The sequence below is a fragment of the Klenkia terrae genome (assembly GCF_037083865.1).
In the GTDB taxonomy this organism is placed as follows: domain Bacteria; phylum Actinomycetota; class Actinomycetes; order Mycobacteriales; family Geodermatophilaceae; genus Klenkia; species Klenkia terrae.
Genome location: NZ_JBAPLV010000007.1, coordinates 96271 through 115721, shown reverse-complemented (window position 1 = coordinate 115721; position 19451 = coordinate 96271). Strand labels below are relative to the sequence as shown.

Genomic DNA, 19451 nt, shown 5'->3' with positions numbered 1-19451 from the left:
TCAGTCCACCAGCGCATCGGCGGCGTAGGCCGCCCAGAGCACCGCGTAGGGGCCCTCGACCCCGATCAGCTCGTCGTGCGGACCGGCCTGCACCACGCGGCCGTGGTCGAGCACCACCACCCGGTCCGCCCGGGCGGCGGTGGTCAGCCGGTGGGCCACCACGACGGTGGTCCGCCGCCCGGCGACGGCGTCGGCCGCCCGGTTGACCGCGGCCTCCGACGCCAGGTCCAGGGACGCGGTCGCCTCGTCGAGCAGCAGCACGTCGGGGTCCACCAGCTCGGCCCGGGCGAGGGCCAGCAGCTGGCGCTGGCCGGCCGACAGCGACCGGCCGCGCTCGCCCACCCGGGTGCGGTAGCCCTCGGGCAGCGCCGCGACCATCTCGTGCGCGCCCACGGCCCGGGCCGCGCGCTCGACCTCGAGGTCGGAGGCACCGGGTCGGCCGTAGGCGATCGCGTCGCGCACCGTGCCGTCGAACAGGTGCGCCTCCTGCGGCACGACCCCGAGCCGCGCCCGGTAGGCGGCCAGGTCCAGCCCCCGCAGGTCGTGGCCGTCGACGCGCACCGCGCCACCGGTCGGGTCGTAGAACCGGGCGATCAGCTTCACCACCGTGGACTTGCCGGCGCCGGTCTCCCCCACCAGCGCCACGGTCTCGCCGGGGGCGATGCGCAGGTCGACCTCGCGCAGCGCCGGCGTGGACGCGCCGCGGTAGGCGAACGTGACACCGTCGAGCACCACCTCCCCGCGCAGCTGGCCGACCGGCTGCGGGTCGGTCGCCGGCGGCGTCGAGGTCGGGGTCTGCAGCAGGTCGCGCAGCCGGCGCAGGCCCACCGCGGCCTGCTGGTAGCTGTCGAAGACCTGGGACAGGGACTGGACCGGGGAGAAGAACGTGCCCACGTAGAGCAGGAAGGCGACCAGCACGCCGGCGGTGATCGTGCCGGTGGTCAGCCGGGCGGCACCGACCACCAGCACGGCCGCGACGGCGAGCTCGGAGAGGAACTCGACGAACGGGAAGTAGGTGGCGATGTAGCGCTGGGCCCGCAGCCGGACGTCCCGGTAGGCGGTGGCCTTCTCCCGGAAGACCTCCAGCGAGCGCTCGGTGCGGACGGCGGCCTGGGTGACCCGCACGCCGGCGACGTCCTCCTGCAGCCGGGCGTTGACCGCGCTGACCCGCTCCCGGGCCTCGGTGTAGGCCGGCACCGAGCGCCGCCGGAACCACCAGGTGGCCACGGCCAGAACCGGCAGGAAGGCCACCATCACCAGCGCGAGCTCGACGTCGAGCAGGGTCAGCGCGACCAGCACGCCGACCAGGGTGAGCAGGCTGACCACGGCCGTGGTGAGCCCGGTCTGCAGGAACGCCGACAACGCGTCGACGTCGGTGGTCATCCGGGTCATGATCCGGCCGCCGAGCTCGCGCTCGTAGTAGTCCAGCCCCAGCCGCTGCAGCTGGGCGAAGGTCTTGACCCGCAGCGTGTAGAGCAGCCGCTCGCCGGTGCTCCCGGTCAGCCGGGTGGACCCGATGGTGACCGCCCAGTCGACGAGGACCACCAGCAGCGCCAGCCCGCTGATCGCCATCAGCACCGCGGTGGACCCGGCCGACACCCCGCGGTCGATGCCGCTGCGGACCAGCGCGGGCACCGCGATCTGGGCGGCCGCGTCGGCCGCGGTGAGCAGCAGGGCCAGCGCCAGCACCCAGCGGAAGGGGCGCAGCAGCCCGGCCAGGGTGAACCCGGGGTCGGCGGCCCGGGCGCGCTCCTCGGGCACCCGCGGGTCGTCGTCCGACGGCGGCAGGGCAGCGACCAACGCCCGCAGCTTGGGCGTGGGCGCCGCGTCGGCGGTGGCGGACCCGCGGCCGCCGATCGCGGTGGACACCCCGCGCAGCGGCTGGTCCTCGGTCTCGGCGGTGGCCACGACCGGCCACGCGGCCGGGTCGGTCCGCTGCCCCGACCAGGTCTCCTCCGCGGGCACCGGCAGGCCGTCGGCGGCGGGCTCGGTGATGCCAGAGACCAGCAGCCGGAACTCCGCGCTGCGCTCGGTGAGCTCGTCCACGGTGCCCACGTCGACCACCCGGCCGGCGTGCAGCACGGCCACCCGGTCGGCCAGGGCGAGGGTGGAGGCCCGGTGGGCGACCAGCAGCGTGGTGCGGTCGGCCCGGCCGTCCTCGCGCAGGCCCTGCTGGATGCGGGCCTCGACGGTGGCGTCGACGGCCGAGGTGGCGTCGTCGAGCACCAGCACGCGGGGGTCGGTGAGCAGCGCCCGGGCCAGGGCGACCCGCTGGCGCTGGCCACCGGACAGGGTCAGGCCCTGCTCGCCGACCACGGTGCCGTAGCCCTCGGGCAGGTCGGCGATGAAGCCGTCGGCCTGCGCGGTGCGCGCGGCGGCCGCGACCTCGGCGTCGGTGGCGTCGGGCCGGCCGAAGGCGATGTTCGCCCGCACGGTGTCGGAGAACAGGAAGCTGTCCTCGAAAACCACGCCCAGCGCGCCGCGCAGCTGGTCGGTGTCCAGCTCCCGGACGTCGGTGCCGCCGATCCGGACGGCGCCGGACCCCACGTCGTAGAACCGGGGCAGCAGGCCGACCACCGCGGACTTGCCCGAGCCCGCGGTGCCCACCAGCGCCAGGGTCTCCCCCGGCGCGACGGACAGCGAGACGCCCTGCAGCGCCGGGGCCCCGCCGGCGAAGGCGAAGGTGACGTCGTCCAGCTCGACGGACAGCGGGCCGGCGGGCACCGGCGTGCTGCCCGACCGGAGCACCGGCTCGGTGTCGACGATCTCCAGCACCCGCTCGACGCCGGCGCGGGCCTGCTGCCCGATGACCAGCACCGCGGCGAGCTGGCGGACCGGGGAGACCAGGGCGGCCAGGTAGGTGGCGAAGGCCAGGAAGGTGCCCAGCGTGATGCTGCCCTGCAGGGCCAGCCAGCCACCGAGGGCGAGCACACCGACCTGGCCCAGCGCCGGCACCGCCTGCAGGGCCGGGTTGTACCGGGCGGTGAAGGCGACCACCCGCATCCGGGCACCGAACAGCCGGCGGGCGCCGGCGTCGAGGCGGTCGAGCTCGCGGCCCTCCTGGCCGAAGCCCTTCACCACCCGGACCCCGGTGACGGCGGCCTCCACGTCGCCGACCACCGCACCGGCCTGCTGCTGGGCGGCCCAGTTGGCCGGGAACAGGTCGCGGCGGGAGCGCAGCGCCAGCCACCACAGCGCCGGGCCCACGGCCAGCGCGACCACGGTGAGCACCGGGGACAGCCAGGCCATCACGGCCAGGGAGACGACGAACAGCAGGGCGTTGCCGGCCAGGTTGGGCAGGAAGGCCAGCAGGCCTTGCACCAGGGTGATGTCGGAGATCGACCGGCTGACCACCTGGCCGGTCTGCAGCCGGTCCTGGGCCGGGCCGTCCAGGCGGGACAGCGCCCCCGCGACGTCGTTGCGCAGGTCGTACTGGACGTCCAGGCTCAGCCGGCCGGCCAGGTAGCGCCGCACGAACCCGGCGCCGAACCGGACGACGCCGGCCACCACCAGCAGCCAGACGTAGGGCGCCACCGAGCTCGTGCCCCCGGCGACGACGTCGTCGACGACGGCGCGCACGACCAGCGGGACGCCGGCGGCGATCACCGAGCCGATCAGCGCCGCGGCGAACGCACCGACCAGGTCGGCGCGGTGGCGCAGGCAGTAGCCGACCAGGCGGCGCAACCACCCGCCGCGGTCGGGATCGGGGGTGGAGGGGCGCGGCACGCCCCCCAGTCTGCGCCGGGGGTCCGACAGCCCGGGGTGGGAAGCTCCTGCACGTGGCGGACAGGGGGTTGCGGGCACCGGCCTGGCTGGAGGAGCTGGTCCGCACCGGTCGCCCCGCCGTCCCCTGGGCCGACGTCGTCCGGTTCGCCGTCGCGATCTCCGGTCCGCTGGTGCTGGTGGCCCTGCTGGGCCGCCTCGACGACCCCGCCGGGCTGGGTGCCGGCGTGTTCGGCACCACCGGCGCCCTGGCGGTCACCCTGGCGCCGCAGGGCGGGCCGCTGCGCACCCGGATGCGCCGGGTGGTGGCCGCCGGCGGGTTCGGCGCGCTGGGCCTGGTGGCCGGCGAGGCCGCGTCGGGCGAGGGCTGGGGGCCGGTCCTGGTGATCGGCCTGCTGTCCGCGGTGGCCGCGCTGGTCAGCTCGATCGACGCCGCGCTGTCCCTCGGCGCCCTGCAGCTGCTGGTCTACACCGCCCTGTCGTCCGGGCTGCAGACCACGCTCCCGCTGCCGGCCGAGATCGGCTTCTTCGTCGCCGGCGGCCTGTGGGCCACCGTGCCCGTGCTGCTGCAGGCCCGCACCGAGGCCGCCGACCCGGACCGCACGTCGGTCGGTGCCGTGTTCACCGCGATCGGCGACCTGCTGGCCGCCGTCGGCACCCCGCGCACGGAGGACGCCCGCCGCGCGCTGACCCTGGCGCTGAACACCGGCTACGACCGGGTCATCCACAGCCGCAGCACCTCGGCCGGGCGCAGCGCCGAGCTGGCAGAGCTCGCCGGGCTGCTCAACGCCGCGGCGCCGCTGGTGGAGGGTGCCGTGGCCACCGCCCGGGCCGGGGTCACCGCCGACCCGGTCGACGTCACCGCCGCGCACGCCCTGGGCGCCGCGGTGGTCGGCCGTCGTCCCCTGGTGGGCGACCGGCCGCCCGCGCTGGAGGACGGTCCGACGACCCGCCGCGCGGTGCGGCACGGCGTCCGGCTGGTCTGGAACGTGGTCGGCGACCCGGAGGAACGGGCCTCGGCGGCGGTCGTGCGCGAGACGCTGCCGTGGCGGTTGCGGGTGCGGGACCTGGTCGACCGGACGACGGGCAACGCCGACTCCCGCGCCTTCGTCGTCCGGCTGACGCTGTGCATGGTGGTCGCGGAGGTCGCCCGGCAGCGGCTGCCCATCGAGCGGCCGTACTGGGTGCTGCTGACCGTGGCCGTGGTGCTCAAGCCCGACTTCGGGTCGGTGTTCTCCCGGGCGGTGCAGCGCGGTGCCGGCACCCTGCTCGGGGTGCTGCTGGGCTCGGCGTTGCTGGCCGTGCTGCCCCGCGGGGCGCTGGTGGTGCTCGCGCTGGCGCTGTTCGCCGCCGTGCTGCCCTGGGCGCGCAACGCGAACTTCGGGCTGTTCTCGGTGTTCCAGACCCCGCTGGTGATCATGCTGCTCGACCTGGCCGCGCCCACCCCGTCGGACCTGGTGGGGCCGCGGCTGGTGGACACCCTGATCGGCTGCGCGATCGTGCTGGTGTTCGGCTACCTGCTGTGGCCGCAGACCTGGCGGGCGCCGCTGGACGACGCGCTGCACGGGGCCTCGGTGGCCCTGGACCGGTTCGTGGACGCCGCGTTCACCGGGACGCCGGAGGAGACCCGCCGGGCGCGCCGGGGCAGCTACCGGGCACTCACCGAGCTGCAGACCCAGCTGCAGCGCCGGCTGGCCGAGCCGCCGCCGATCAGCACCCGGGCGGCGGCCTGGTACCCGGTGATCGTGCAGCTGGAGCGGACGTCGGACGCGGTCACCGAGGCGGTGATCGCCATGCGGGCCGGCGCGGAGATCCCGCTGCGCGGCCAGGTGCACGTGCTGCGCCGGGCCATCCGCGAGCTGGACGACGACCTGCGGCTGGACCGCTTCCCCGACGACACCGAGATCCACGCCGAGGGCGTGCTGGCGCCGGTGGCCCGCGAGGTGGACGCCGCCCGGCGGCTGGTCCGCGCGCAGGCACCGGGTCGGAGCTGACCGGTGGGCGCGACAGGGATCGAACCTGCGACCGCTCGCTTGTAAGGCGAGAGCTCTACCGCTGAGCTACGCGCCCGGGAGCCGCCCCACCGTAGTGGGGCGGGTCCGGGATCAGGCGGCCAGCGCGGCGACGGCGTCCTTCCAGCCGGTCTGCGCCCGGGCGTCGCCGGGGCCGTTGACCTCGGCGAAGGCGATCTTCCCCTCGGCGTCGACCAGGAAGGTGCCCCGGTTGGCCATGCCGGCGACGTCGAAGAACGCGTCGTAGGCCTTGGCCACCTCGCCGTGCGGCCAGAAGTCGCTGAGCAGCGGGAACTCGAAGCCCTGCTGGTCCTTCCACGCCTTCAGCGTCGGCGCCGGGTCGCAGGACACGGCGACGACCTTCACGCCGGCGTCGGTGTAGGTGGCCAGCTCGTCGCGCAGCTGGCACAGCTCACCGGTGCAGATGCCGGAGAAGGCGAACGGGTAGAAGACCACGAGCACCGGCGTCCCCCGCTGCTCGGACAGCGTGAAGGGCTGGCGGTCGGAGTCGTTCAGCGTGAAGTCGGGGGCGGTGTCGCCGACGGAGAGGCTCATGCCCGCGATCGTGCCGTACCCCTCAGCGCTTGGAGCGGGCGGCCTTCGGGGTGACCAGGCGGATCCCGGCCCACTCCTTGGCCGCGGAGATGCTGCTGGTCTGCTGCAGGCCCGCGGTCGGCGCGGCCTCGGTGACCTCGCCGGGCTCGACGTGGCCCGGGCGCCCGGACTTCGGCGTCAGCAGCCAGACGACCCCGTCGTCGGCCAGTGCGGCGAGGGAGTCGACGAGGGCGTCGATCAGGTCGCCGTCCTCCTCGCGCCACCACAGCAGGACGACATCGGCGACCTCGTCGGAGTCCTCGTCGACCATCTCGCCGCCGGAGAGCTCGACGACGGAGTCGCGGAGGTCCTCGTCGGCGTCCTCGTCCCAGCCGAGCTCCTGCACGACCATGCCCGGCTTGATCCCCAGCCGGGCCGCCATGCTGGCGCTGCCCGAGTCGACGCTCATCCCCGCTCGTCCTCCATGTGCTCGACGTACCCGGTGCCGGTGGCCGCCGTGGTGCGGCGCACCCGGGTCGGTGCGTCAGTGTGTCCGACGCACGCCCGGAGCGGTAGCCGACGGGTCCGATCCGTGCCCGGAACGTGTCCCGACCGGCGAACTCCACGACCAGAACGTGAGGCGGCGTGACGTCGGCGGGGGCGGCAGGAGACGATGTCCCCATGAGCGCCACGCAGCAGTCGGACGGAGACCCCGCCCGAGAGTCCGGCACCCCCCGCGCGGTCATCACCGACGGCCTGCCGAGCCAGTTGATCGACAACGACCCCGACGAGACCGGTGAGTGGCTGGAGTCCTTCGACGCCGTCGTCGACCACGCCGGCAAGGGCCGCGCCCGCTACCTCATGCTCCGCATGCTGGAGCGCAGCCGCGAGCAGCAGGTCGGCGTCCCCGCCCTGCGCAGCACCGACTACATCAACACCATCGCCCCCGAGCGGGAGCCGTGGTTCCCCGGCGACGAGCACGTGGAGCGGCGCATCCGCGCCTACATCCGCTGGAACGCCGCGATCATGGTGCACCGCGCGCAGCGGCCCGGCGTCGGCGTCGGCGGCCACATCTCGTCCTACGCCTCCTCGGCGTCGCTGTACGAGGTGGGCTTCAACCACTTCTTCCGCGGCAAGGACCACCCCGGCGGCGGCGACCAGATCTGGTTCCAGGGCCACGCCTCCCCCGGCATCTACGCCCGCGCCTTCCTCGAGGGCCGGCTGACCGAGCACCAGATGGACGGGTTCCGCCAGGAGGTCAGCCACCCCGGCGGCGGGCTGTCCTCCTACCCGCACCCCCGGCTGATGTCGGACTTCTGGGAGTTCCCGACCGTGTCGATGGGCCTGGGCCCGATCAACGCGATCTACCAGGCCCGGTTCAACCGCTACCTGCACGACCGCGGCATCAAGGACACCTCCGACCAGCACGTCTGGGCCTTCCTCGGCGACGGCGAGATGGACGAGCCCGAGTCGCTCGGCGCGATCGGCCTGGCCGCCCGCGAGGAGCTGGACAACCTCACCTTCGTCGTCAACTGCAACCTGCAGCGCCTCGACGGCCCGGTGCGCGGCAACGGCAAGGTCATCCAGGAGCTGGAGAGCTTCTTCCGCGGCGCCGGCTGGAACGTCATCAAGGTCGTCTGGGGCCGCGGCTGGGACAAGCTGCTGGCCGCCGACCGCGACGGCGCGCTGGTCAACCTGATGAACACCACGCCGGACGGCGACTACCAGACCTACAAGGCCGAGGACGGCGCCTACGTCCGCGAGCACTTCTTCGGCCGTGACCCGCGCACCCGCAAGCTGGTCGAGGGCATGACCGACGACGAGGTCTGGGCGCTGCAGCGCGGTGGCCACGACTACCGGAAGGTCTACGCCGCCTACAAGGCCGCGATGGACCACAAGGGCCAGCCGACGGTCATCCTGGCCAAGACCATCAAGGGCTGGACGCTGGGCAGCCACTTCGAGGGCCGCAACTCCACGCACCAGATGAAGAAGCTGACCGCCGAGGACCTCGCCACCTTCCGCGACCGGCTCTACCTGGACATCCCGGACTCCGCGCTGGAGGACAAGTACCTCCCGCCGTACTACAAGCCGGACCCGGACTCCGACGAGATGAAGTACATGCTGGAGCGGCGCCAGGCCCTCGGCGGTGCGGTGCCCCGGCGGCACGTGGCGGCCAAGCCGCTCAAGGCGCCGGAGGAGAAGGCGTTCGACGTGCTCAAGCGCGGCTCGGGCAAGCAGGAGGTCGCCACCACCATGGCGTTCGTCCGGCTGCTCAAGGAGTTCCTCAAGGACAAGGAGCTCGGCCCGCGCTTCGTGCCGGTCATCCCCGACGAGGCCCGCACCTTCGGCATGGACTCGCTGTTCCCGACGTCGAAGATCTACTCCCCGCACGGCCAGACCTACACCGCGGTCGACCGCGAGCTGATGCTGGCCTACAAGGAGTCGACGACCGGCACGATCCTGCACGAGGGGATCAACGAGGCCGGCTCCACCGCGTCGTTCACCGCGGTCGGGACGTCGTACTCCACGCACGGCGAGCCGATGATCCCGATCTACATCTTCTACTCGATGTTCGGGTTCCAGCGGACCGGTGACGCCTTCTGGGCCGCCGCCGACCAGATGACCCGCGGGTTCGCCCTGGGCGCCACCGCCGGTCGGACGACGCTCAACGGCGAGGGCCTGCAGCACGAGGACGGGCACTCCCTCCTGCTGGCCGCCACCAACCCGGCCGTGGTGTCCTACGACCCCGCGTTCAGCTACGAGCTGGGGCACATCGTCAAGGACGCCCTGGCCCGGATGTACGGCGAGGACCCGGGTGCGCCGCTGGGCGGCTCGCGCAGCGCCGACGTCTTCTACTACCTGACGATCTACAACGAGGCCTACCAGCAGCCGGCCGAGCCCGAGGACCTGGACGTGCAGGGTCTGCTGGCCGGCATCTACCGGCTCAACCAGGGCCCGTGGATCGACGACGCCAAGAAGGCGCAGATCCTCGCGTCGGGCGTCGGCGTGCCGTGGGCGATGCGGGCGCAGGAGCTGCTGGCCGCCGACTGGGGCGTCTCGGCCGACATCTGGTCGGTGACCTCCTGGACCGAGCTGCGCCGCGAGGCGGTCCAGGCCGACGAGTGGAACCTGGACAACCCGGCCGAGGAGCCGCGGGTGCCCTACGTGACCCGCGCGCTCTCCGACGCCCCCGGCCCGCTGGTCGCGGTGTCGGACTGGATGCGGGCGGTGCCGGACCTGCTGGCCCCGTACGTGCCGGGTCTGGTGTCGCTGGGCACCGACGGGTTCGGCCTGTCCGACACCCGTCCGGCGCTGCGCCGGCACTTCCGGGTGGACGCCGAGTCGATCGTCGTCCGGGTGCTGGGCGAGCTGGCCAAGCGGGGCGAGATCGAGCGCTCCGTCGTCGCCCAGGCGGTGGAGAAGTACCAGATCACCGACCCGTCGAAGGCGCCGGTCGACCTGACCCAGGACACCCCCGCCACCTAGCCCCTGGGCTTGGATCAGCTGGGTTCAGCAGAGTTCGTCCTGGCTCACCGACGCCGGTGAGCCAGGACGGACTCTTGCGTTCCGGGCCCGATGATCCACAGGCCGCGGCCCCATCCACAGATCCGTCGCGGTCCTCCCCCCGGGGCCGGGCACAGGCCACAGTCGGCCCGTGGATCCCCTGCTCACCGCTGCCATGGCCCGGCACGGCGACGTCTTCGCGACAGCGGACGCCCGCGCCGCCGGCCACGACCGGCACGCGATCGCGGCCGAGGTGCGGACCGGCGCCTGGCACCCCGTGCGCTACGGCGTCTACACCGACCACGACACCTGGTGGGCCTACGCCGCCAAGGGCGAGACGCACCACCTCGAGGCCGCCGCGGTCGTGCTCCGCCTCGGCCGCACGGGGTCGGTGCTGAGCCACTCCTCGGCCGCCCGGTTGCACGGGCTCGTGCTCCCGGCAGACGTGTCCACCGAGGTCGAGCTCACCGATGCCGAGCAGTTCCGCCGCGGCCGCGGCTACCGCGTCCGCCGGGCCTCACTGCCGCCGGAGGACGTCACCACCATCGGCGGGCTACCGGTGACCACCCTCGCCCGCACCCTGGCCGACGTCGGTCGGGAGTGGGATGTCGTGGACACGGTCGTCGCCGTGGACGACGTCCTGGCCGACGGTCGGTTGACCCCCGCCGACCTGACGGCGACGGCGCTGCGCCACCGGCACTGGCCCCGGGCCGGGCGGATGGCGCGCGCCTTCGGCTTGGCCCGGGTGGGCGCGCACTCCCCGCACGAGACCCGCACGCGACTGGCCTTCGTCGCGGCCGGGCTGCCGGAGCCGGTGCTGCAGGTCGCGGTCTACCGGGGACGGCGACTGGTCGGCGTGCTGGACATGCTGTGGGTCGAGCCCGCCGCCTTCGCCGAGGGCGACGGCAGGGTCAAGGTCAGCGAGCCGTGGAACGGGCGTACGCCCGCCGAGGCGGTGTGGGCGGAGAAGTGCCGGCACGACGACCTCGTGGACCTCGACCTGCGCGGGGTGCGGGTCAAGCCGGCGGACCTGTTCGACCCGTTCCCGGCCAAGATCGCCCGACTGCGGCACCTCATCGCCAACCCGCCGCCGGGACCCCGTCGGTACCGGGTCGAGCAGCGCAACGGCGGGCTCCGGCTCCGGCCCCGGGTCGGCGGGACCGCCGAGGGCACCAGCGTGCGTCCTGGCTCACCGGCGCCGGTGAGCCAGGACGCACGGTCGTGAACCCAGCTGATCCAAGCCGCGGCCGACGGCTAGGGGGTGAGGGCGGCGAGGGCCATCGCGGTGTACATCGCGACACCTGCCGGCAGGGCGGCCTCGTCGAAGACGACCAGGTTCGAGTGGTTGCCCGGGGACTGGTCGGGCACCAGGTCCGGCGGGCAGGCGCCGAGGAAGGCCATCGCGCCAGGCACCCGCTCCAGCACGTAGGAGAAGTCCTCGGCGCCCATCAGCGGGTCGACCATCGGCAGGCTCATCGCCGGACCGAGCAGCCCGGCGGCGACGGACTCCACCTGGCCGGCGACGACGGCGTCGTTGACGGTCACCGGGTAGCCCTCGACCCGCTCGAACTCCGCCACCAGCTCGTGCGCGGCCGCGACGTGCTCGGCGACCCGCTGCACCCGGGCGACCACGTCGGCCCGGCGCTCTGCGGACAGGGTCCGGATGGTGCCCTCGAGGAACGCGGTCGCCGGGATGATGTTGTTCGTCGTCCCGGCGCTGATGTGCCCGACGGTGACCACGGCGGGGTCGAAGACGTCGACCCGGCGGGTGACCATCGACTGCAGCGCCAGCACGATCTCCGCGGCGACCGGGACCGGGTCGGCGGTCACGTGCGGGGTCGAGGCGTGCCCGCCGGCGCCGCGCATCGTGATCCGGAAGTGGTCGGCCGCGGCCATCATCGGGCCGGGCCGCACGTTGATCGTCCCGGTCGGGAACGACGTGCTGATGTGCAGCGCGAACGCCCCGCTCACCGGCGCCTCCGGGACGGCGTCCAGCAACCCCTCCTCGAGCATGAACCGCGCGCCGTGGTGGCCCTCCTCCCCCGGCTGCACCATGAACACGACCTGCCCGGCGAGCTCGTCGCGGCGGTCGGCCAGCAGCCGCGCGGCGCCCAGCAGCATGGCCACGTGGGTGTCGTGCCCGCAGGCGTGCATCGCGCCGGGGATCTCGGAGGCGAAGTCGAGACCGGTGTCCTCCTGCAGCGGCAGCGCGTCCATGTCCCCGCGCAGCAGGTAGGTCGGCCCCGGCCGGGCACCCCGCAGCACCCCGACCACCGAGGACGTCGACCGCCCGGTCGTCACCTCCACCGGCAGGTCGGCGAACGCCTCCAGCACCATCGCCTGGGTCTCGGGCAGCTGCAGCCCCACCTCGGGACGGCGGTGCAGCCGGCGACGCAGGTCGACGGTGCGGTCGGCATCGGCTCGGGCGGCGGCGAGCAGCGCGGTGTCGTCGGTCATCGGGTCAGTCTCCCCCACCTGCTCATCACCCTTGACGTATATGCACTGCCCCTCATATGGTCGACGGGTGGACGTGTTCACCGTGCTGGCCGACCCGACCCGCCGCGCCGTCCTCGACCTGCTGGCCGGCGGTGAGCGGAGCGCCGGCGACCTGGGGCAGGCCGCCCCGGCCCTCACCCAGCCCGCCCTGTCCCGGCACCTGCGGGTGCTCCGCGAGGCCGGGCTGGTCCGGGTGCGGGTCGAGGGCCAGCGCCGGGTCTACCGGCTCGACGCCGCACCGCTCACCGAGGTCGACGCCTGGGTCGACCGCTACCGCAGCCACTGGACGGCGGCCCTCGACCGGCTGGCCGACCACCTCACCGAGGGAGACCCGACATGACCGGCACCTTCTCCGCGATCGCCGACGGCCGGCGCACCGTCACCTTCGTCCGGGTGCTCCCGGCCAGCCCGGAACGGGTGTGGGCAGCGCTCACCGAGTCCGCCGACCTGGCCGTCTGGCTCGCCCCGGCCACGATCGAGCCCCGGGTCGGCGGCGCCGTCCGCATCGAGTTCGACGGCGAGGACTCGCTGACCACCGGCACCGTGCTGACCTGGGACCCGCCGCGCACCCTGGAGCACGGCTGGCACTACCCGGGCGAGGACCGGTCCGTCGTCCGGTACGACCTGGTCGCGGTCGAGGGCGGCACCGAGCTCACGCTGGTCCACCGCCTGCTGCGCACCGACCAGGCGCCCGGCTACGGCGCCGGCTGGCACGCCCACCTGGACGCCCTCGCCGCCCGGCTGGCCGGCGTCGGGCACGACTGGGACGCCGCGTTCGGCGAGCTGCTCCCCCGCTACCGCGCACTCGCGGGCTAGTCGACCGCCCACAGCGGGCGGGCCCGGTCCAGCTGCCAGACGCACACCGTCGCCGGCCCGGTCACCCGGCCCTCGCCCTGCGTGGGCAGCGGGCCGGCCCAGACCCGCTGCCGGGTGGCCACCACCCGCAGGCCCGGCGGCACCGCGACGGTGTCGTCGGCCTGCACCCGGGCCACCCAGAGCCGGGCGTCCGGGCGGCCGAGGTCGACCCAGCCGCGACCCAGCCCGGCTGCCCAGCGCACCGTCCGGTGTCCGGGTTCCTGGCCCGGCGACCGGGTGCGCAGGTAGGTCTGCAGCACGTGCGCGCCGTCGGCGCCGGCCACCTCGTCGTGCACCAGCCCCGTGCCCGCCCGCAACACGCCGACGTCCCCGGCCCGCAGCGTCGCCCGCCCGCCCCAGTTGTGCGCCAGCGACCCGGCCAGGACGACGGCCACCACGTCGACGTCGGCGTGGTGGTGCGCGCCGTAGCCGGCCCCGGGCATCAGCCGGTCCTCGGCGATCCGCAGCAGGGGTCCGCCGGAGCCGTCGGTGGGCTCGACCAGGGGGCGGGAGCTCAGGCCGTCGTCCACCGCACCCCCCGGGCCACGCCGACGACCAGCAGCGTCCAGCCGACGCCGAACGCCCAGCCGGCCACCACGTCGGACAGGTAGTGCACACCCAGCAGCATCCGGGTGGAGCCGACGACCACGACCGCTGCCACGCCCGCCAGCGTCCACCACCGGCGGCCCGCGCGGGAGAGGCCGGGCCAGGCCAGCACCAGCGCCGTGGTCACCAGGCAGGCGATGCCGGCGGAGTGGCCGCTGGGGAACGACAGCGAGTCCACCTGCGCCCCGCCCTCGGCGAAGCCCGGTCGCACCCGGCCGACGAGCTCCTTGAGCCCGGAGTTCGCCACCCCCACCCCGACCACCGACACGGTCACCCACGCGGCGGCCACCCACCGGCGCGCCCGCAGCAGCAGGACGACGACCGGCAGGAACACCAGGAAGCGGAACGCCGACAACCCCGGGGCGGTGAGCACCTCCAGCACCACGGACACCGTGCGGGACCGGTCGTCGCCGGCGTAGAGCGCCCGGCTGACCGCGTCGTCCAGCCGGAGCTGCGGGGCCCAACCGGTGGCCACCCCCACCCCCAGCAGGACGACGACCAGCGCACACGCGGCGACCGGCAGCAGGCGGACCCCGATCGGGTGCACCCGCTGCGCCGTCGTCACGTGGTCAGCCTGCCCCATGACAGGCTGACCACGTGACCACGGCGGGACCCTCCGAGGCGACGCTCCGGCGGTTGGAGCGCGCGTCCGGGTCGCTGGCCACCCAGGCGGTCGCCCGGATGGACGACACGCTGCCCTGGTTCCGGGCGATGCCGGCCGACCAGCGGTCCTGGGTCACGCTGGTCGCCCAGGCCGGGATCGCGTCGCTGGTCGAGTGGTGCCGGCACCCGGGGCGGCCGCCCCGGCTCACCGGCGAGGTGTTCGGCGCCGCGCCCCGCGAGCTGGTCCGCGCCGTCCCGCTCAAGCAGACCGTCGACCTGATCAAGGTGACCGTCGAGGTCGTCGAGGACCGGCTGAGCCAGGTGGTCGGTCCCGGCGAGGCCGACGTGCTGCGGCTCGCCGTCCTGCAGTACAGCCGGGAGGTCGCCTTCGCCACGGCGCACGTCTACGCCAGCTACGCCGAGAGCCGCGGCGCCTGGGACGCCCGGCTGGAGGCCCTGGTGGTCGACGCGCTGGTCCGCGGCGAGCGCTCCGACGAGCTCCCCGGCCGGACCGCCGCGCTGGGCTGGGCGACCACGGCGCCGGTGCTCGTGCTGGTCGGGCGCACCGCACCCGACGTCGACGACCTGCACTCCGCGGTGCGCCGGGCGGCCCGCTCGCTGCGCGCCGAGGTGCTGGTCGGGGTGCACGCCGACCAGCTGGTCGTCGTCCTCGGCGGGCTGCCGGACCTCGACCCGGTGGTGCAGCGGGTGTCCCGGGAGTTCGGTCCCGGGCCGGTCGTCGTCGGCCCGGCCGTGGACTCCCTCGCGCAGGCCGGCGACTCCGCCGCCGAGGCCCTCGCCGGGCTGCGGGCGGCCGTCGCCTGGCCCGGCGCGCCCCGCCCGGTGGCCGCCGACGACCTGCTCGCCGAGCGCGCCCTGGACGGCGACCCGCTGGCCCGCACGGCCCTGGCCGAACGGGTCGCCCAGCCGCTGGAGGCCGCCGGCGGCGGGGTCCCCGACACCGTCCGGGCGGTGCTGGCCAGCGGCGGCAACCTGGAGGCCAGCGCGCGGGCGTTGTTCGTGCACCCCAACACCGTCCGGTACCGCCTCAAGCGGGCCACCGAGCTCACCGGGCTGTCGGCCACCGACCCCCGGGGCGGCTGGACGCTGCAGGTGGCGTTGGCGCTGTCCGCCCTGGACGGTGGACGCTCCCTCTGGTCCTGAGCTGTGGCACACCGCACCACGGCTCACAGATTTGTAGGAACCCTACTGAAGATCACCGGTGTTCTTCGTGGGCCTCGACCGCCCACGAGGAGCCCGCGACTGGCACCGTGGGCCACGTGCTCGCCGTCCTCGCCCCCGGTCAAGGGGCCCAGAAGCCCGGGATGCTCACCGACTGGTTGGAGCTGCCCGGCGCCGAGTCCTTCTTCCGCTGGGCCGGTGCGGTCGCCGACGCCGACCTCCTGACGCTGGGCACCACCGGGGACGCCGAGGCGATCAAGGACACCGCGGTCACCCAGCCGCTGGTGGTCGCGATGTCGCTGTTCGTCGCCCGCGAGCTCGGTGGGCTGCCCGGACCGGTGGCGCACACGCCGCAGACCGGACGGGACGTCGTCATCGCCGGGCACAGCGTCGGCGAGCTCACCGCCGCCGTGCTGGCCGGGGTGCTGTCGATCGAGGCGGCCATCGCGCTGACCGCGGTCCGCGGCCGCGCCATGGCCCGGGCCTGCGCGCAGACGCCCACCGGGATGTCCGCCGTCCTGGGCGGCGACCCCGCCGAGGTGCTGGCCGCGATCGAGACCCACGGCCTCACCCCCGCCAACGTCAACGGCGCCGGTCAGGTGGTCGCCGCCGGGTCGCTGGAGGGACTGGCCGCGCTGAAGGCCGCCCCGCCGGCGAAGGCCCGGGTCATGCCGCTGTCGGTGGCCGGCGCCTTCCACACCGACTACATGGCCTCGGCCCGCACCGAGCTCGAGGGCCTGATCGGTGGCCTGCGGCCCGCGCAGCCCTCCCGCCTGCTGATCTCCAACAAGGACGGCTCCGCGGTCGAGACCGGCGCCGGGGTGCTGAACCGGCTGGTCAGCCAGGTCACCAGCCCGGTCCGCTTCGACGCCTGCCTGGACACCCTGCGCGGCCTGGGGGTCACCGCGGTGATCGAGCTGCCCCCGGCCGGCGCGCTGGCCGGTCTGGCCAAGCGCGACTGGAAGGGCGTCCACGACGTCGAGGTGCTGGCCATCAGCAGCCCGGCCGACCTCGACCGGGCACGCGAGCTGATCGCCGCCGAGCGCGGCCGCGCCGAGGCCGAGTACCAGCCCGACTGGCGCGTGGTGGTCTCCCCCGCCCGCGGCTCCATCTCCCCGGTGGCCATCGAGGAGGGCACCGCGCTGCCCGCCGGCGCCAAGCTCGCCACCGTCACCGGCCGTCGGGAGACCGTCGACGTGGCCGCCGGGTACGCCGGCGTCCTGGCCGAGTGGCTGGTCGCCGAGGGCGACCTGGTCGACGCCGGCGACCCGCTGGCCCGTCTCTACCCGGAGGTCTCCGCATGAGCGCCATCACCCTGCCGACCGGTCCCGCCGGCGCGCAGATCCTCGGCGTCGGGGCCTACCGCCCCCGCCGGCGGGTCACCAACGACGAGCTCGCGCAGAGCATGGACACCAACGACGAGTGGATCCAGAGCCGGGTCGGCATCGCCGAGCGCCGCTGGGCCGAGCCCGACGAGACCGTCGTGGAGATGTCGGTGGCCGCCGGCGGCAAGGCGCTGGCGGCCAGCGGGCTGTCCCCCGAGGACGTCGACCTGGTGGTCGTGGCCAGCTGCAGCCTGCCCACCCAGATCCCCGGCGCCGGCCCCGAGGTCGCCTACCGGCTGGGCATCCCCCGGCCCGGCGGCTTCGACGTCAACGCCGGCTGCGCCGGGTTCTGCTACGCCCTCGCGGCCGCCTCGGACGCCATCCGCGCCGGCTCGGCCCGCAACGTCCTGGTCGTCGGCGTCGAGAAGCTCACCGACGTGGTGGACATGACCGACCGCTCCACCGCGGTGATCTTCGCCGACGGCGCCGGCGCGATGGTGCTGGGTCCCTCCGACGAGCCCGGCATCGGCCCGGTGGTCTGGGGCAGCGACGGCGACCAGCGCGACGCCATCTCCATCCCGGCCCCCGGCGAGCCCGACGCCGGCAACCTGACGATGGCCGGCCAGGCGGTCTACCGCTGGGCCACCACCAAGCTCACCGACACCCTGCAGGAGGCGATGGACCGCGCCGGCGTGACCGCCGCGGACATCGACGTCTTCGCCCCGCACCAGGCCAACCTGCGGATCATCGAGCTGATGGCCAAGCGGCTGAAGCTGCCCGAGTCCACCGTGATCGCCCGCGACGTCGTCCAGGCCGGCAACACGTCCTCGGCCTCGGTCCCGCTGGCGATCTCCGCCCTGCTCGAGTCCGGCGAGGCCAAGAGCGGCGACCTCGCGCTGCTGCTCGGGTACGGCGCCGGGCTCACCTTCGCTGGACAGGTCGTCCGGCTCCCCTGAACCCCGGGCGGCCCCGCCGCCCGGCCGCACGACCCCCTGACCCGAAGACGAAGAGGAGCCCCCGTGGCCAGCACCGCCGAGATCCAGTCCGGCCTCGCCGAGATCCTGGAAGAGGTCGCCGGCGTCGCACCCGCCGACGCCACCCCCGAGAAGTCCTTCACCGAGGACCTGGACGTCGACTCCCTGTCCATGGTCGAGATCGCCACCGCCGTCGAGGACAAGTTCGGCGTGGCCATCCCCGACGACGAGCTCGGCGGCATCAAGACCGTCGGCGACGCCATCAGCTTCATCGAGAAGCACCAGTAGAAGGACCTCGTCGCCCCCCAGGACGTGCTCCGCACGTCCTGGGGCCCTGCGACGAGGCCGTTCCATCCGCTCACCTGTCCCAGGAGGAAAGAACGTGAACTTCAACAACGGCGACGTCGTCGTCACCGGTCTCGGTGCGACCACGCCCCTCGGGGCCGACGTCCCCTCCACCTGGGACGCCCTGCTGGCCGGCCGGTCCGGGGTCACCCGCATCACCGACGAGTGGGTCCAGCCGTTCCCGGCCCAGCTCGTCGCCCGGCTGGCGGAGGAGCCCGCCGAGAAGATCGACCGGGTCCGCTCCCGCCGGCTGGACCGCAGCCAGCAGGTCGCCGTGGTCGCCGCCGAGGAGGCCTGGGCCGACTCCGGCGCGGGCGACGCCGGCTACGACTCGCTGCGGGTCGCCGTCGTCATCGGCACCGGCATCGGCGGCGCGCTGACCCTGCTCGGCCAGGACGACATCCTGGAGGAGAAGGGCCCCAAGCGGGTCTCCCCCTTCACCATCCCCATGCTCATGCCCAACGGCCCCGCCGCGGCCGTCGGCCTGGCGATCGCCGCCCGCGGTGGCGTGCACGCCCCGGTGAGCGCCTGCGCGTCCGGTGCCGAGGCGATCCGCTGGGGCCTGGACATGCTCCGCCTGGACCGCGCCGACGTGGTGCTGGTCGGCGGCGCCGAGGCCTGCGTGCACCCGCTGCCCATGGCCGGCTTCGCCTCCATGCGCGCGATGAGCACCCGCAACGACGACCCCGAGCACGCCTCCCGCCCCTTCGACGCCGGCCGCGACGGCTTCATCCTGGCCGAGGGTGCCGCCTGCCTGGTCCTCGAGCGCGCGGACGCCGCCAAGGCGCGCGGCGCCAAGGTCTACGGCCGGGTGGCCGGCGCCGGCGGCACCTCCGACGGCTACGACCTGGTCGCCCCGCACCCCGAGGGCGAGGGCGCCCAGCGCGCCATCGGTGCTGCGCTGCGCGACGCCGGCCTGACCGCCGCCGACATCGGCCACGTCAACGCGCACGCCACCTCCACCCCGGTCGGCGACATCGCCGAGGCCGCCGCGATCCTTGAGTCCATCGGCGACCACGCCGCGGTCGCGGCGACCAAGAGCCAGACCGGGCACCTGCTCGGCGCGGCCGGTGCGCTGGAGTCGGTGTTCTGCCTGCTGGCGCTGCGCGACCAGGTCATCCCGGGCACGCAGAACATCGAGCAGCTGGACGACGCCGCCGCGGTCCAGAAGCTGGACATCGTCCGCGGCGAGCCGCGCAAGGCCACCTTCTCCGCCGCGCTCAACGACTCGTTCGGCTTCGGCGGCCACAACATGGCGCTGGTCTTCACCACCGCCTGATCCCGTCCTCCTG

General features: G+C 74.7%; 16 protein-coding genes and 1 tRNA gene. 10 read left to right on the top strand and 7 right to left on the bottom strand.

Annotation, left to right across the window (positions count from 1 at the left end; genetic code table 11):
• The gene (locus tag UXQ13_RS08635; protein WP_225232155.1) at positions 1–3726 is read right to left on the bottom strand and encodes an ABC transporter ATP-binding protein; all 3726 of its coding nucleotides are present in this window, start codon (positions 3724–3726) and stop codon (positions 1–3) included.
• Between the two features lie 53 nt (positions 3727–3779).
• On the opposite strand from UXQ13_RS08635, the gene UXQ13_RS08630 reads away from it, so the two are divergent.
• A complete protein-coding gene (locus tag UXQ13_RS08630) occupies positions 3780–5717 on the top strand; it encodes an FUSC family protein (RefSeq protein WP_225232156.1) in 1938 nt (645 codons plus the stop codon).
• A 4-nt stretch (positions 5718–5721) separates the two neighbouring features.
• On the opposite strand, the gene UXQ13_RS08625 is transcribed toward UXQ13_RS08630, so the two are convergent.
• The 3 genes from UXQ13_RS08625 to UXQ13_RS08615 all read right to left on the bottom strand — a co-directional run bounded on the left by UXQ13_RS08625 (position 5722) and on the right by UXQ13_RS08615 (position 6738).
• Positions 5722–5793: transfer RNA gene (locus tag UXQ13_RS08625), tRNA-Val, on the bottom strand.
• A gap of 35 nt (positions 5794–5828) precedes the next feature.
• Positions 5829–6290, bottom strand: coding sequence for a peroxiredoxin (locus UXQ13_RS08620; RefSeq protein WP_225232157.1), 462 nt, complete (start codon positions 6288–6290; stop codon positions 5829–5831).
• 22 nt (positions 6291–6312) lie between these two features.
• Complete coding sequence (locus UXQ13_RS08615; protein WP_091248960.1) at positions 6313–6738, bottom strand: DUF3052 domain-containing protein; 426 nt, start codon at positions 6736–6738, stop codon at positions 6313–6315.
• A 212-nt stretch (positions 6739–6950) separates the two neighbouring features.
• Here UXQ13_RS08615 and aceE point away from each other — a divergent pair, with 212 nt between their 5' ends.
• Both aceE and UXQ13_RS08605 read left to right on the top strand, forming a co-directional pair.
• Entirely contained in the window at positions 6951–9755 is a 2805-nt protein-coding gene (aceE, locus tag UXQ13_RS08610; RefSeq protein WP_225232158.1) for a pyruvate dehydrogenase (acetyl-transferring), homodimeric type, read from the top strand.
• 169 nt (positions 9756–9924) lie between these two features.
• Positions 9925–10998: a type IV toxin-antitoxin system AbiEi family antitoxin domain-containing protein gene (locus UXQ13_RS08605; protein WP_225232159.1), complete on the top strand. Its 1074-nt coding sequence runs from the start codon at positions 9925–9927 to the stop codon at positions 10996–10998.
• Positions 10999–11027: 29 nt separating this feature from the next.
• On the opposite strand, the gene UXQ13_RS08600 is transcribed toward UXQ13_RS08605, so the two are convergent.
• Entirely contained in the window at positions 11028–12230 is a 1203-nt protein-coding gene (locus tag UXQ13_RS08600; RefSeq protein ID WP_225232160.1) for a M20 metallopeptidase family protein, read from the bottom strand.
• 67 nt (positions 12231–12297) lie between these two features.
• On the opposite strand from UXQ13_RS08600, the gene UXQ13_RS08595 reads away from it, so the two are divergent.
• On the top strand, positions 12298–12609 hold the full coding sequence (locus tag UXQ13_RS08595) for an ArsR/SmtB family transcription factor (RefSeq protein WP_225232161.1): 312 nt from the start codon (positions 12298–12300) through the stop codon (positions 12607–12609).
• Positions 12606–13085, top strand: a complete 480-nt coding sequence (locus UXQ13_RS08590) for an SRPBCC family protein (RefSeq protein ID WP_225232162.1) — start codon at positions 12606–12608, stop codon at positions 13083–13085. The genes UXQ13_RS08595 and UXQ13_RS08590 overlap by 4 nt, the downstream gene beginning before the upstream one ends.
• Here UXQ13_RS08590 and UXQ13_RS08585 read toward each other — a convergent pair.
• Both UXQ13_RS08585 and UXQ13_RS08580 read right to left on the bottom strand, forming a co-directional pair.
• A complete protein-coding gene (locus UXQ13_RS08585; protein WP_336392194.1) occupies positions 13082–13654 on the bottom strand; it encodes a pirin family protein in 573 nt (190 codons plus the stop codon). The two genes, UXQ13_RS08590 and UXQ13_RS08585, sit on opposite strands and share 4 nt — an antisense overlap.
• Positions 13639–14295 (bottom strand): phosphatase PAP2 family protein, encoded by a 657-nt coding sequence (locus UXQ13_RS08580; protein WP_225232164.1) that lies wholly within the window; start codon positions 14293–14295, stop codon positions 13639–13641. Before UXQ13_RS08580 ends, UXQ13_RS08585 begins: the two co-directional genes overlap by 16 nt.
• A 32-nt stretch (positions 14296–14327) precedes the next feature.
• On the opposite strand from UXQ13_RS08580, the gene UXQ13_RS08575 reads away from it, so the two are divergent.
• The 5 genes from UXQ13_RS08575 (at position 14328) to UXQ13_RS08555 (ending at position 19438) form a co-directional block, all read left to right on the top strand.
• Positions 14328–15497 (top strand): PucR family transcriptional regulator, encoded by a 1170-nt coding sequence (locus UXQ13_RS08575; RefSeq protein ID WP_225232165.1) that lies wholly within the window; start codon positions 14328–14330, stop codon positions 15495–15497.
• A gap of 116 nt (positions 15498–15613) precedes the next feature.
• Complete coding sequence (locus tag UXQ13_RS08570) at positions 15614–16819, top strand: acyltransferase domain-containing protein (protein ID WP_225232166.1); 1206 nt, start codon at positions 15614–15616, stop codon at positions 16817–16819.
• Positions 16816–17796: a beta-ketoacyl-ACP synthase III gene (locus tag UXQ13_RS08565; protein WP_225232167.1), complete on the top strand. Its 981-nt coding sequence runs from the start codon at positions 16816–16818 to the stop codon at positions 17794–17796. The genes UXQ13_RS08570 and UXQ13_RS08565 overlap by 4 nt, the downstream gene beginning before the upstream one ends.
• Before the next feature lie 63 nt (positions 17797–17859).
• The gene (locus UXQ13_RS08560; protein ID WP_225232168.1) at positions 17860–18102 is read left to right on the top strand and encodes an acyl carrier protein; all 243 of its coding nucleotides are present in this window, start codon (positions 17860–17862) and stop codon (positions 18100–18102) included.
• A gap of 94 nt (positions 18103–18196) precedes the next feature.
• On the top strand, positions 18197–19438 hold the full coding sequence (locus UXQ13_RS08555; protein WP_336392193.1) for a beta-ketoacyl-[acyl-carrier-protein] synthase family protein: 1242 nt from the start codon (positions 18197–18199) through the stop codon (positions 19436–19438).
• The last annotated feature ends 13 nt before the right edge of the window (positions 19439–19451 follow it).